This window comes from Caulobacter sp. GW821-FHT11E10 (genome assembly GCF_058808375.1).
Genome location: NZ_JBXARP010000007.1, coordinates 172,318 through 185,269 on the forward strand (window position 1 = coordinate 172,318; position 12,952 = coordinate 185,269).

At 68.8% G+C, this 12,952-nt stretch carries 16 protein-coding genes; 10 read left to right on the forward strand and 6 right to left on the reverse strand.

Annotated elements, in window-relative coordinates:
* Nucleotides 1-23: 23 nt before the first annotated feature.
* Complete coding sequence (locus AC1RRV_RS16285; RefSeq protein ID WP_492860696.1) at nucleotides 24-263, forward strand: hypothetical protein; 240 nt, start codon at nucleotides 24-26, stop codon at nucleotides 261-263.
* Nucleotides 264-271: 8 nt separating this feature from the next.
* On the opposite strand, the gene AC1RRV_RS16290 is transcribed toward AC1RRV_RS16285, so the two are convergent.
* The 3 genes from AC1RRV_RS16290 to AC1RRV_RS16300 are packed head-to-tail and all read right to left on the reverse strand — an operon-like array spanning nucleotide 272 to nucleotide 2,215.
* The gene (locus tag AC1RRV_RS16290; RefSeq protein ID WP_492860697.1) at nucleotides 272-454 is read right to left on the reverse strand and encodes a DUF3606 domain-containing protein; all 183 of its coding nucleotides are present in this window, start codon (nucleotides 452-454) and stop codon (nucleotides 272-274) included.
* On the reverse strand, nucleotides 454-657 hold the full coding sequence (locus AC1RRV_RS16295; RefSeq protein ID WP_492860698.1) for a hypothetical protein: 204 nt from the start codon (nucleotides 655-657) through the stop codon (nucleotides 454-456). Before AC1RRV_RS16295 ends, AC1RRV_RS16290 begins: the two co-directional genes overlap by 1 nt.
* A 22-nt stretch (nucleotides 658-679) precedes the next feature.
* Nucleotides 680-2,215 carry a methyltransferase regulatory domain-containing protein gene (locus AC1RRV_RS16300; protein WP_492860699.1) on the reverse strand — a complete coding sequence of 512 codons (1,536 nt, stop codon included), beginning with the start codon at nucleotides 2,213-2,215 and terminating at the stop codon, nucleotides 680-682.
* A gap of 493 nt (nucleotides 2,216-2,708) precedes the next feature.
* Between AC1RRV_RS16300 and AC1RRV_RS16305 the strand changes: the two genes are divergently transcribed.
* On the forward strand, nucleotides 2,709-2,870 hold the full coding sequence (locus AC1RRV_RS16305) for a DUF6289 family protein (RefSeq protein ID WP_492860850.1): 162 nt from the start codon (nucleotides 2,709-2,711) through the stop codon (nucleotides 2,868-2,870).
* 189 nt (nucleotides 2,871-3,059) lie between these two features.
* On the opposite strand, the gene AC1RRV_RS16310 is transcribed toward AC1RRV_RS16305, so the two are convergent.
* Both AC1RRV_RS16310 and AC1RRV_RS16315 read right to left on the reverse strand, forming a co-directional pair.
* A complete protein-coding gene (locus AC1RRV_RS16310) occupies nucleotides 3,060-4,499 on the reverse strand; it encodes an aldehyde dehydrogenase family protein (protein ID WP_492860700.1) in 1,440 nt (479 codons plus the stop codon).
* A 310-nt stretch (nucleotides 4,500-4,809) separates the two neighbouring features.
* Nucleotides 4,810-5,280, reverse strand: coding sequence for an NUDIX domain-containing protein (locus tag AC1RRV_RS16315; RefSeq protein ID WP_492860701.1), 471 nt, complete (start codon nucleotides 5,278-5,280; stop codon nucleotides 4,810-4,812).
* 168 nt (nucleotides 5,281-5,448) lie between these two features.
* Between AC1RRV_RS16315 and AC1RRV_RS16320 the strand changes: the two genes are divergently transcribed.
* From AC1RRV_RS16320 to ahpF, 8 genes are all read left to right on the forward strand, one after another.
* The gene (locus AC1RRV_RS16320) at nucleotides 5,449-6,207 is read left to right on the forward strand and encodes an SDR family oxidoreductase (RefSeq protein ID WP_492860702.1); all 759 of its coding nucleotides are present in this window, start codon (nucleotides 5,449-5,451) and stop codon (nucleotides 6,205-6,207) included.
* Between the two features lie 10 nt (nucleotides 6,208-6,217).
* Complete coding sequence (gene folB / locus AC1RRV_RS16325) at nucleotides 6,218-6,622, forward strand: dihydroneopterin aldolase (RefSeq protein WP_492860703.1); 405 nt, start codon at nucleotides 6,218-6,220, stop codon at nucleotides 6,620-6,622.
* Nucleotides 6,623-6,625: 3 nt separating this feature from the next.
* Complete coding sequence (locus tag AC1RRV_RS16330) at nucleotides 6,626-7,192, forward strand: hypothetical protein (RefSeq protein WP_492860704.1); 567 nt, start codon at nucleotides 6,626-6,628, stop codon at nucleotides 7,190-7,192.
* Between the two features lie 107 nt (nucleotides 7,193-7,299).
* On the forward strand, nucleotides 7,300-7,668 hold the full coding sequence (locus tag AC1RRV_RS16335) for a DUF4870 family protein (RefSeq protein ID WP_492860705.1): 369 nt from the start codon (nucleotides 7,300-7,302) through the stop codon (nucleotides 7,666-7,668).
* A gap of 2 nt (nucleotides 7,669-7,670) precedes the next feature.
* The gene (locus tag AC1RRV_RS16340) at nucleotides 7,671-8,072 is read left to right on the forward strand and encodes a DUF4870 family protein (protein ID WP_492860706.1); all 402 of its coding nucleotides are present in this window, start codon (nucleotides 7,671-7,673) and stop codon (nucleotides 8,070-8,072) included.
* 320 nt (nucleotides 8,073-8,392) lie between these two features.
* A complete protein-coding gene (locus AC1RRV_RS16345) occupies nucleotides 8,393-9,235 on the forward strand; it encodes a tetratricopeptide repeat protein (protein ID WP_492860707.1) in 843 nt (280 codons plus the stop codon).
* A gap of 102 nt (nucleotides 9,236-9,337) precedes the next feature.
* A complete protein-coding gene (ahpC, locus tag AC1RRV_RS16350) occupies nucleotides 9,338-9,901 on the forward strand; it encodes an alkyl hydroperoxide reductase subunit C (protein ID WP_492860708.1) in 564 nt (187 codons plus the stop codon).
* Between the two features lie 131 nt (nucleotides 9,902-10,032).
* A complete protein-coding gene (gene ahpF / locus AC1RRV_RS16355) occupies nucleotides 10,033-11,619 on the forward strand; it encodes an alkyl hydroperoxide reductase subunit F (RefSeq protein WP_492860709.1) in 1,587 nt (528 codons plus the stop codon).
* Between the two features lie 191 nt (nucleotides 11,620-11,810).
* Here ahpF and AC1RRV_RS16360 read toward each other — a convergent pair whose 3' ends face one another.
* On the reverse strand, nucleotides 11,811-12,902 hold the full coding sequence (locus AC1RRV_RS16360) for a 3-deoxy-7-phosphoheptulonate synthase (protein WP_492860710.1): 1,092 nt from the start codon (nucleotides 12,900-12,902) through the stop codon (nucleotides 11,811-11,813).
* Nucleotides 12,903-12,952 lie beyond the last annotated feature (50 nt).

Below are 12,952 nucleotides of genomic sequence, written 5' to 3' on the forward strand. Positions count from 1 at the left end.
CGATCGCAACGCACCGGAGCGACATGACCCAGGCCACGACCGACACCCTGCCCACGCCGCAGCTGCTCGCCTTGCAAAGCCTGGCCGAACGCCAGCCAGGCCAGGACTCGAACTTCGTCAACATCGCCGCCGCCCAGGCCCTGACCCGGCTGGGCCTGGCGCGCCATGGCGGCAGCGGCTGGGAGATCACGCCCCAGGGCCGCAACCACCTGCTGCGGGAAACCTCGCAGGACCACGCCGACGGCGCGGCGAACGCCCGGTAGGCTGCCTCTCAGCGCTTCTTGCCGAGCTCGGCCGCGATGTCCTTGGTCATGCGACCGACCTTGCGGTGGGCGGCGGTCAGCTGGTCCCGCGTCACGCCCCAGCGCTTCATCCAATATTCGACGGCCTGGCGTTCGGAGAGATCCAGGCGATCCTTGTCGATGAAGCCGCGCTTGTCCTTGAGACCGGCCATTACTTCGCCATCCACGGTTTGGAAGACCCCGCCGCGATGCGCGAGGCCTGTTGTCGTTGAAACTTACCACCGCGCGGCGGCTTGGGGCGAGCGTCCAGCGCCGCCTGCTTGAGCCGCAGCGCCCGCTGGATCGGGGTCTCGCCGGCCGGACCTTCGGAAGGATCGGCGCCGGCGGGGGCGGCGGGTTGATCGTCGTCACTCATGGGTCGAACCTAGCATCCTTCGTCAGGCGACGCCCAGGCCGCGCCAGCCGGGCAGCACGGTCTCGGCGAAGGTGACCGCCTGGGCCTCGAGCGCCGCCAGGACCGTCTCGGGGGCCAGCGCCGCGCCTTCATGCACCAGGGTCTGCCCCTGGCGCGCCAGGGTGTCGGCCGCGAACCGGGCCCACTCGGCGGGCCCCCGGCCGTCCTGCTGCATCGACAACCAGAACAGCTGGTGGAAGCGCGTGGCGTTGATCGCGCCGCCGGTCGCCGGCGCGGCCAGGAAGCCCAGGTCGCTGGACTCCGCCGCCCGCCGGGCCAGATCCAGGTTCAGCGCCCGCGCCGTCCCCGCCGCCCGGGCCGCCACCTCGGCCGCCTGGGCCGGCTGCACCGCGCCCTGGCTCATCAGCAGCACCAGCGCCGTCGTCAGCTGCTGCAGGACCACGCCCTCCGGCATCGCCGCCTCCAGCTCGCCGATGGTCCTGGGCTGATAGTCGCCCATCAGGTCGTAGATCGCCTCGTAGATCGGGCCGGACATCACCATCTCGGCGAAGCTCCCATTGGCCTTTTCCGGCCGCTGGCTGACGGGACGGGTCAGGGCCACGCGCTGGTCGCGGATGGCGCGGTTCTGGTCGGCGGCGCTCAGGCTCGAAGCCCCGCGCACCCAGTAGTCGCGCCGGAACTGGGCCTGGACGGCGAAGTCCCGGAAGGTCTGGCGCAGCGACGGGTCGGGCAGGCCGCGCATGAAGTCGATCATCTCGCCCGACAGGTTCAACTCGTCGACCAGGTCCGACGCATAGGCCGACGTCGCGAACGACAGCTTGGCCGCCGACAGCCGGTCCTCGACCTCGGCGAACCACATCGGGACCCAGTCGCGGTTCATATATTCGTGGACCAGATAGGCCCGGTCCTGGCGCATCAGCCCCTCCAGCCGGTCCGACACCGCCGAATTGAGCCGCGAATACAGCGGGTTCAGCGAGAAGAACCGCTGCATGGTCGACAGCGCCGCGTCCAGGTTGGCGGCGGGGCCCAGGCCCGGCGCGCCCAGGGTCTCGGCATGGCGCTTCATCAGGTGGCGCAGCGGCCCGGCCACGGCCCAGCCGGGCTGGGCGTTGTACGAGATATAGACCACGCCGCCGGGCTTCAGCTTGCGGCGCAGGAACGAGACGATCTTGGCGCGGGCGTCGTCATTGACCCAGCTCCAGACGCCGTGCAGCGCCACGAAGTCGAACTCGGGCAGGCCCGGCCGCTCGGCGAACTCGTCGAAGGCGTCGTCGAAGAAATGAGCCTTGGCCCCGCTGGCCGCGACCAGGTCGCGGGCGAACACCGCCTGGGCCGGGGCGAAGTCGCAGCCCCACCACTCGACGTCCGGCTGGGTCGCCGCGTGCATCGCCGCCGAGCAGCCCTGGCCGAAGCCCAGCTCGCACGCCGTCTCGATCCTCGGCGCCCGCAGCCCCTTGAGCAGCAGCGGCAGCGCCGCGCGGACCGGGTTCAGCTCCGGATAGTAGTGATAGGTATAGCCCGTCTCGACCACATAGCCGGCGCTCCAGTCCTCGTTCATCCCGGCCTCTCTGGTGCGGTGTCGCGGGGACGGTGGGCTGGCGCGGGCGGGAGGGCAAGGGGCGTCGGCGTTCTTGCCCTTGAGGACGGGGCGGCGCTCAGATCTGTCTCGGAACCGGCGTCTATTCGAAGACCGCCGCATTCCCGCCACAGGGGCGGGAATGACGGAAGTGTTTGTGGGCGTCGTCGCGAACCCTCCCCCCCCCCCGGGGGAAGGCGCCATTCTTAAACCTCACGGCGAGACGATCGCGGGGCTGATCAGGTCACTCAAGGACGCCATCTTCCTCTCGCTGCTCTGTGACTGCGTCGCGAACGCTCCGCGCCGGCCGCTTATATGACCGCCCCTAGCCATTTCAGACGCTACCGGAGATTGACTTCCTTCGGATCAAGCGCAAATTGCATGCGCGAATATTCGCGCATAGGGAGAGGCGTTTATGAAACTTCCGAGGTCTTTGCTCGTGGCCGCCGCCGTTTCGGCGGTGCTGGTTCCAACGATGGTGTCGGCCGTCCCCATCCACTACACCGAGACGATCTACTATTCTGACGCGAGCCTTATGTACGAAGTCGGTGGCCGCATCACGCCGTGCACGAGCTACCCGTACAAGTGGGGTGAGCAGACGCCTTACTCCACGACCTACACCGAGGCATGTCCCTGATCGGACTAACCTTTGACGCTTACGGCGATGGCTTGACCTCACAAGGTCGCGTGCCCGTCGGAGATGAGGTCGGCCGCCACCCTTAGGGGGCTGGCGGCCGACCCGTTGCGGACCGTCCGTTCGTTTGAAACGAAAAGGGCGGAGCCTCTCGACCCCGCCCTCTCCAAGTCCCGCCAGCTCAGCGCAAACCTACTCCGCCGCCGCCTTCGGCGCGTAGCCCAGGATCGCCTTCGTCTCCAGGAACTCGCCGAACGCGTGGTCGCCCCATTCGCGGCCATTGCCGCTCATCTTGTAGCCGCCGAAGGGGGCCATCAGGTCGGGGCCGGCGCCGTTGATGTTGACCTGGCCGGCGCGCAGCTTGGAGGCCACCTTGCGGATCGCCGCCTCGTCGGTCCCCGAGACATAGGCCGCCAGGCCGTACTCGGTGTCGTTGCCGACCGCGACGGCCTCGTCGACCGTGTCGTAGCCAAGGATCGAGACCACCGGGCCGAAGATCTCTTCCTTGGCGATGGTCATGTCGCTCTTCACATTGGCGAAGACGGTGGGCTTCACGTAATAGCCCTTGTCCAGACCCTCCGGCAGGCCGACGCCGCCGGTGACCAGGGTGGCGCCCTCGTCGATGCCCTTCTGGATCAGGCCCTGGATCTTGTTCCACTGCACTTGCGAGACCACCGGGCCCATCTTGTGATTGCCGTTCGGGTCGCCGACCGTGTGGCCCTCGGCGGCGGCCTTGGCGATGGCGATCACCTCGTCCATGCGCTGGCCGGGGACCAGCATGCGGGTCGGGGCGTTGCATGACTGGCCCGAGTTCATCATCACCGAGGCGATCCCGCCGCCCACCGCGCGGGCGAAGTCGGCGTCGTCGAGGATGATGTTGGGGCTCTTGCCGCCCAGCTCCTGGTGGACGCGTTTGACGGTCGGGGCGGCGTTGCGGGCCACCTCGATGCCGGCCCGGGTCGAACCGGTGAACGAGACCATGTCGACCTCCGGGTGGCTGGACAAGGCCGCGCCCACCGTGGGGCCGTCGCCATTGACTAGGTTGAACACCCCGGTCGGAACGCCGGCGGCGTGCAGGATCTCGGTCCAGATATAGCCGCTGAACGGCGCGATCTCGGAGGGCTTCAGCACCATGGTGCAGCCGGTGGCGATGGCGGGCGCGACCTTGCAGGCGATCTGGTTCACCGGCCAGTTCCACGGCGTGATGAAGGCGCAGACGCCGATCGGCTCCTTGACCAGGCGCGTGGTGCCCCGGTCTTCCTCGAACTTGTAGCCCTTGAGCACGGCGGCGGCGGTCTGGACGTGGGCAATGCCCATGGCGGCCTGGGCGCGCTGGGCCAGCCAGGCGGGAGCGCCCATCTCCTCGGTGATGGCCTTGGCCATGTCCTCGAAGCGCTTCTGGTACTCGGCGATGATGCGCTCGAGGATGTCGATGCGCTCTTCGCGGCTGGTCTGGCTGAAGCTGTCGAACGCCTTGCGGGCGGCGCGGACGGCCTTGTCGACGTCGGCTTCCGAGCCCAGCGAGATCACGCCGGCGACCTCTTCATTGGCCGGGTTGATGACGTCCAGGCGCTTGGGCGCGATCGGATCGACCCAGGCGCCGTCGATGTAGAACTTGGTGTACTCGCGCATGCCGTTGCTCCTGCCCTTGGGTGTCTGTGCGGCCCGCTCTAGTTGGAGGCGGCGGCGGGCGGTTTCAAACAAGCATTTAATGTGATCGGCGTTCAGGTGGGAAGGGGGTTACCACCGTTCCGTCATCAACAAATCCCGCCTTCCTAGGCCTTGTGCCTAGGACCCAGGGTTCGACCGGGCTCGATCTGTCGGCGGAGCACCGGCAATGTGGGCAGGCACGCCGTCTCTTCCGCGCTCCCGGACCGATGGGTCCTAGGCACAAGGCCTAGGAAGGCGGGTTACTTGGCAGGTGTGGCGCTCGCATCCGCCCTCACCACATCACATCCGTCTCGGCCCCGCCCAGCGCCTCAGCGATGCGGCGGCGCGTCGCCTTGGTGGTCTCCTCCGGCAGGGCGTCGAGGGCGAACCAGCCGACCTCGTGGATCTCGCCGGCCGAATTCGAGGCGCAGGGCTCCCAGGCCTCGACGCGATAGACCAGGACGTGATCGCCCGGATGCAGCACCTCGTTGCTGTGGAACGACACCAGGCGCGGCCGCGACAGGGCCTTCACCCCAGCCTCCTCGGCCAGCTCGCGGACCACGGCGTCCTCGGCGGTTTCGCGCCGCTCGACCCCGCCGCCGGGCAGGTACCAGCCCTTGATGTAGGTGTGCTGGATCAGCAGGACCCGACCTTCGCCGTCGGTGACCACCGCCCGCACCCCCAGGGTCAGGCCGCGCGCCAGGCGGAAGAAGGCGTAGACCAGCGGGCGGGTGAACGGTTCGACGCGGCGTTTCCAGAGCATGCCATAGCTCTAGCGCGTGACGGCCTTGCGGTCAGTCCCAGGGGCCGCTAAAGCCGCAGCAACTGTTGTCTTTCTCTGGAGCCGCGCCATGCTCGCGATCGGTGTCATCGTCGTCTTCCTCGGCGTCGTCTGCGCCCTGAACTTCTTCGAGTTCGGCCGTATCGACTAATGACTAGTCCGGCCCGCGGCGCGGCCCTGGTCACCGGCGCGGGTCGCCGGATCGGCCGGGCCCTGGCTCTGGAAGCCGCCCGCGCCGGCTACGACATCGCCGTCCACCACCGCGCCTCGGTCGACGAGGCGGCGGAGACGGCGCAGGCCGTTCGGGCGCTGGGTCGCCGCGCGGTCCTGGTCCGCGCCGACCTCGCCGACGAGGACGCCGTGCGCGGCCTGATCGGCCAGGCCGCTGAAATCGGGCCCCTGACCCTGCTGATCAACAGCGCCTCGGCCTTCATCGACGACCGAGCCGGCGCGCTGTCGCGACGGACCTGGGACCTGCACCTCGAGACCAATCTGCGCGCGCCGATCGTGCTGGCCGAGACCTTCGCGGCCGCCCTGCCCGCCGATCGCCAAGGCCTGATCGTCAACATCGTCGACCAGCGCGTGCTGCGCCCCAACCCGCAGTTCTTCAGCTACAGCCTCGCCAAGGCCGGCCTGTGGTGGGCGACCCAGACCCTCGCCCAGGCCCTGGCGCCGCGCATCCGCGTCAACGCCATAGGCCCTGGCCCGACCCTGCCGTCGGTGCATCAGGCTCCCGGCGAGTTCGAGGCCGAGGCGGCCGGCGTGCTGTTGCAGCGCCGCGCCACGCCGGACGAGGTCGCCGCCGCCCTGCGCTATCTCATTGACGCGCCGTCGGTCACGGGCCAGATGATCGCGGTGGACGGCGGCCAGCATCTCGGCTGGCGGACGCCCGATATCGTCGCGCCTTAGGAGGCCGCTTTTGGCCGCTTCGCCCCTCGCAGAGACCGCGCCCGCCGCTTCTCCCGCCCGCATCATCGTGACCAAGGTCTTCGTGCGCGGCCTGAAGGTGGACGCCCAGATCGGCGTCTACGATCACGAGCACGGCCGCATGCAGCCGCTGGTCGTCGACGTGGAGCTGGACGTGGCCGCCAGCCACTGCGAGCGCCTGCCCGACACCGTCAATTATGAGATGGTCGGCGAGGCCGCCCGCGCCATCGTCGCCGAGGGCCATATCGACCTGGTCGAGACCTTCGCCGAGCGCCTGGCCCAGGCCTGTTTCGCCGATCCCCGCGTCACCCGCGCCCGGGTGCGAGTGGAAAAGCCTCTCGCCCTGGCCCCGCACGCGGCCGCCGCCGGCGTCGAGATCACCGCCGTCCGGTCCTAGCGCATGGAAATCACCCACCGCGCGCGCATCGCCCCCTTCCAGCCCGAGACGGTCTGGACCCTGGAGGCGGGCGCGCTGGTGGAGACGCGGGGCAAGGTCGTTCGCCGCTTCCCGCTGTCCAGCCTGACCCGCTACCGCCTCGCGGCCCCGCCCCTGAACAAGAATGGCGACGGCGGCCATCGCCGCGCCCTGCTGCTCACCTTCGGCCGCCAGCGCCTGGTGATCACCTCGCAGAGCTATGTCGGTCCCGGCCGTTACGAGGACCGCCTGGCCAGCTTCTCGACCCTGGCCCGCGCCCTGGCCGCCGTCGGAGCCGACCTCGCGCCCCGCGCCCACTTCGGTCTGGCCCGTTTCCAGACGCGGACCGCCCTGACCTGGGTAATGGGCCTGCTGGCCTTCGGGACGGGGGCGATGCTGCTGTTCTCGCTGTCGGCCGGCATGGTCGGGGTCGGCGTCGACATGGCCGCGCGGATGAGCTTCGTGCTGATCCTGATGTTCGCCGTGCTGCCATGGCTGGGACGCGGCGTGGACTTCGACCCGCACGACCCGCCGCACGATCTGCTGCCCTAGCGCGGAGAGGCCCCAGAAGGTGACATCGGCGTCATGACCCCACCTTAATTTGCATCCCGCGCCGATCGGGGCGAGATTTGGGCCAACGACGTTATTCAGGCTCAACCGTGTCAGACCCCGTTATCGAACCCGCCGTGCCGCCCCGGCTGCAGGACGACAAGACCCTGCCCGGCATCATCTACGCCCTGCACATCGCCGGCGTGGTGACCGGCGTCACCTCCATCATCGCCGTGATCCTGGCCTATATGAGCCGCAAGGACGCGCCGGAGTGGCTGGCCAGCCACTACGAATTCCAGATCCGCACCTTCTGGCTGGGCCTGCTGCTGGCCATCGGCGCCACCCTGCTGATGCCGGTCGGCATCGGCGTCGTGCTGTTGCCCGCTGTCGGCATCTGGATCGTCGTGCGCTCCGTCGTCGGCCTCTCGACCCTGCTGAAGGGCCAGCCCTATCCCACGCCTCGCAACTGGATGCTCTGATCATGACCGACACCGCCGCCGTCACCCCGCGCGCCGAGGAGGACAAGGTCCTGCCGGCCGTCGTCTATGGCCTCTATCTGCTGGCCTTCACCAACGGCCTGACCGCGATCATCGGCCTGATCGTGGCCTATGTGAATCGTGACCAGGCCGGACCGATCAACGAAAGCCACTACACCTTCGCGATCCGCACCTTCTGGCTGTCGATCGCCTGGTTCCTGATCGGCGGCCTGCTGTTCCTGTTCGGCATTCCGCTGTCGATCGTGCTGGTGGGCATCCCCGTCCTGATCCTGGGCGGGCTGATCATGGCCGCCGTCGGCCTGTGGTTCGCCGTCCGCTGCATCATGGGGATCTATTACCTGGTCAATGGCGAGGCCTATCCGCGCCCGCGCACCTGGCTGATTTAGAGGCGTCCGACCCGCCCGGGCGCCCCGGGCGGGTCACCCTCGCCGTCCACGCTTCCCCTGCCGGTTGAGACGCCTCGACGCGAGCTTGGCCTTAGGATCACGTACGCCGCCTGGCGGTAGAACGCCCGTTTTCGGGCGACGTCTGGGGGGACGTGATGCTGGCGCGACTGGTTGGGATCATCTTGGGGCTGATCCTGGCGACATCGGGATACGTGGTAGCGGGCTGGGGCTCGCTGGGGATTTGGGCCACGGATCTCGATCTCGGACCTTTCGAACCGCATCGACCGACCGCTGGTGCGGCGGCGGCGATCTTGGGCGCCATGCTCATCGTCGCCGCCCTGCTACCCCGCCGCCAGGCCGAGCGGCGAAAGCCCGCGCCGCTGATCTTCGCTCCGGAGCCTCCGCGTCTGATCCAGCCTGAGCCGGTCGTCGAGCCGGCGGCCATCGAGCCCTTCGCCGAACCGCCCCTCGACCCGTTTATCGAGCCCGAGCCCACCCTGGCGCCGTTCCCCGTGGCGGACGACCTCGCCGCCGCGCCGCCGCCCGAGCCCGAGCCCGAACCGCGATCGCCCGCGCCGCCGACCTTCGCCGAGCTGCGCGTCCAGCTGATCGCCCTGAGCCGGGACGGATCCTGGCCCGCCGCCGCCCGCACGCTGATGGCCATGAAGTCCGTCGCCGACACCGACGAGGAGCTGGCCGTCGTCCATCGCGACCTCGGCGACTTCGCTCGTGGCCAGGGCCAGCTGGACGACGCCGCCGAGGCCTATGAGACCTCGGTCGCCTATGCCCGCCTGGCGCACCAGGTCCAGCAGGACGCCGCCAGCGCCGACCTGCTGGCCGGCGCGCTGTCGGGCGTCGGCGACACCGCCGAGGCCGAGGGGCGGCTGAACGCCGCCCTGACCGCCTTCGAGGAAGCCCTGGCCGTGCGCCGCGCCCATGGCGAGACGGACGACACCAGCGCCCAGCGCGCGCTGTCGGTGAACCTGGAGCGTCTGGCCGACCTGCGCGAGGATCGCGGTCACCGCATGCGGGCCCTGGACCTCTATCGCGAAAGCTTCGACATCGCCGGCCGCCTGGCCGCCGCGGACCCCGTCCGCTTCGGCCCCGACCTGGCCTCCACCCGGACGCGCCTGGAAGAGTTGGAAGCCCGGATCGCGGACTAGGCGGGGGCATAGACCCGCTCTATTCCGTCAACAGGTTTTATCAATTTGCTCGATCGTCAGCGGATCCGTAGAAGGGCGTATCCTTTCCAAACGGAGCGCTTCATGTCGCTGGTAAACACCGAGATCAAACCCTTCACCGCCCAATCCTACAAGGACGGCAAGTTCGTCACGGTCAGCGACGCCGACCTGAAGGGCAAGTGGTCGGTGGTCTTCTTCTACCCGGCCGACTTCACCTTCGTCTGCCCGACGGAGCTGGAAGACCTGGCCGACAACTACGACGTCTTCACGCGCCTGGGCGTCGAGATCTACGCCGTGTCGACCGACACGCACTTCTCGCACAAGGCCTGGCACGACAGCTCGCCGGCCATCGGCAAGATCAAGTACCACATGGTCGGCGACCCCTCGGGCACGATCACCAACAACTTCGAAGTCATGCGCCCGGGCGTCGGCCTGGCCGACCGCGGTACCTTCCTGATCGACCCGCAAGGCGTCATCCAGTTCACGGAAACGACCGCCGAGGGCATCGGCCGCAACGCCATCGAGCTGCTGCGCAAGATCAAGGCCGCCCAGTACGTCGCCAGCCACCCGGGCGAAGTCTGCCCGGCCAAGTGGGAAGAGGGTGAAAAGACCCTCGCCCCGTCGCTCGACCTGGTCGGCAAGATCTAAAGACGACCCGCGTCGCCGCCCGTCATCGGACGGGCGGCGCGCAACCCTCTCGATCGTTCGCCGCGTTCGATATCCTCCCCCGAAAATCGAACGCACCACCTTTCCTCCCCTAGCCTTTTTGGGAGCGCGCCATGCTGGACGCCGGTCTGAAGACTCAGCTGACCACCTATTTGCAGAACCTGCGCCAGCCGATCGAACTGGTCGCTTCCCTCGCCGACGATAACGGCTCGAAGGAGATGTTGGCCCTGCTGGAAGACGTCGCTTCGACGTCCGACAAGGTCAGCCTGACCCTGGCCGGCGACGATGCTCGCAAGCCCTCGTTCGCCATCACCCGCGCCGCCGGCGATGCGGACGTGCGCTTCGCCGGCCTGCCGCTCGGTCACGAGTTCACCTCGCTGGTGCTGGCCCTGCTGCACGTCGGCGGCCACCCGCCGCGCATCGACGCCGAGGTCATCGAGCGGATCAAGGCGCTGGACGGCGACTACCGCTTCGAGACCTATTTCTCGCAGTCCTGTCAGAACTGCCCCGACGTGGTGCAGGCGCTGAACACCATGAGCGCCCTGAACCCGCGCATCAGCCACGTCGCCATCGACGGCGCGCTCTTCAAGGAAGAGGTCGAGGCCCGCCAGGTCATGGCCGTGCCGACCATCCTGCTGAACGGCGAAGCCTTCGGCCAAGGCCGCATGGACGTCGAGCAGATCCTGGCCAAGCTGGACACCGGCGCCGCCGACCGCATGGCCGACAAGATCAAGACCAAGGACGCCTTCGACGTCCTGGTGATCGGTGGCGGTCCGGCTGGGGCCGCGGCGGCGATCTACGCCGCCCGCAAGGGCATCCGCACCGGCGTCGCGGCCGAACGCTTCGGCGGCCAGGTGCTGGACACCATGGCCATCGAGAACTTCATCTCGGTCTCGCACACCGAAGGTCCGAAGCTGGCCAGCGCGCTCGAGCAGCACGTCAAGGACTACGACGTCGACATCATGAACCTGCAGAAGGCCGTGGGCTTCGTCCCGGCCAAGACGCCGGGCGGCCTGCACGAGGTGAAGCTGGAGAACGGCGCCAGCCTGAAGTCGCGCACCGTCATCCTGTCGACCGGCGCCCGCTGGCGGAACGTCAACGTCCCCGGCGAGGCCGAGTATCGCAACAAGGGCGTGGCCTATTGCCCCCACTGCGACGGCCCGCTGTTCAAGGGCAAGCGCGTGGCGGTGATCGGCGGCGGCAACAGCGGCGTCGAGGCGGCCATCGACCTGGCCGGCATCGTCGCCCACGTGACCCTGATCGAGTTCGACAGCCAGCTGCGCGCCGACGCGGTGCTGCAGCGCAAGCTGGCCAGCCTGCCGAACGTCAAGATCGTCACCTCGGCCATGACCACCGAGATCCACGGCGAGGCCGGCAAGGTCTCGGGCCTGTCCTACAAGGACCGCAACCACGACAGCGTCCACCGCGTCGACCTGGAAGGCGTCTTCGTCCAAATCGGCCTCGTGCCCAACACCGAGTGGCTGAAGGACTCGGGCGTGGCGCTGACCAATCGCGGCGAGATCGAGGTCGACTATCGCGGCGAAACCTCGATCCCCGGCGTGTTCGGCGCGGGCGATGTGACCACCACGCCGTACAAGCAGATCATCATCGCCATGGGCGAAGGCTCGAAGGCGTCGCTGTCGGCGTTCGACTACCTGATCCGTCAGGTCCCGGCGAACGAGGAGCAGGAGGCGGCTTAGGGCGCCTCGCCCCAACCCAAAATACAGTGTCATCCCGGGCGGCCGTAGGCCGACCCGGGACCCAGGGGGTGCGTGAACGCCGTGCGCGCCGCCCCTGGGTCCCGGCTCTACGCTCCGCTTCGGCCGGGATGACACATGTTGGTGTGGGAGGCCGCCCGGGATCGCTCCGGGCGGCCTCTTTCGTTCCAGACCTAGCGCGCTTCCCGCCCGGCCTTCACCGCCGCCGCCAGCTGATCCAGCAGCCGCACCGATGTCTCCCAATCCACGCAGGCGTCCGTCACCGACTGGCCATAGGTCAGGGCCTTGCCATCGATGATGTCCTGGCGGCCGGCGACGAGGTTGCTCTCGATCATCACGCCCATGATCGGCGAGGCGCCCGTCGCCACCTGGGCGCAGACGTCGGCGACGACGGCCGGCTGGTTCTCGTGGTTCTTGCCGCTGTTGGCGTGGCTGACATCGACCATCAGGCGCGGCGGTAGGCCGGCCTTGGTCAAGACCTCGGCGGCGGCCTTGACGCTGGCGGCGTCGTAGTTGGGCGTCTTGCCGCCGCGCAGCACGACGTGGCTGTCGGCGTTGCCCGTGGTCGTGGCGATGGCGGCGCGGCCTTCCTTGGTGACGGCCAGGAAGTGGTGCGGCTGAGCGGCGGCGGTCACCGCGTCGACCGCGACCTTCACGTCACCGTTGGTGCCGTTCTTGAAGCCGACCGGGCACGACAGGCCCGAGGCCATCTCGCGGTGGATCTGGCTCTCGGTCGTCCGCGCGCCGATCGCGCCCCAGGCCACCAGGTCGGCGATGTATTGCGGGGTGGTGACGTCCAGGAACTCGCAGGCGGTCGGCAGGCCCTGGGCGCTGACGTCCAGCAGCACCCGGCGCGCCAGGCGCAGGCCCTCATTGATCCGAAAGCCGCCGTCCAGGTCGGGGTCGTTGATCAGCCCCTTCCAGCCGACCGTGGTGCGGGGCTTTTCGAAATAGACCCGCATGATCACTTCCAGCTCGCCGGCGTGGCGTTCGCGCTCGGCGGCCAGGCGGTGGGCGTAGTCGAGGGCGGCCTTGGGGTCGTGGATCGAGCAGGGACCGATGACCACCACCAGGCGGTCGTCGCGGCCGTTCAGGATCTCATGCACGGCTTGGCGTGCGCCCCCGACGACCTCGGCGATCGACGAGGTTGCCGGCGCCTCGCCGATCACCTGGGCGGGCGGGCTGAGGGTCTGGAGCTTCTGGATCCGCAGGTCGTCGGTGGGGACCGGGATCGAGACGAGATGGGCGGCGGTCGAGGAAGGCATGGCGTACTCCGGAGAAATCTGGCGAGGTCCGGCGGCCATGAAAAAAGCCG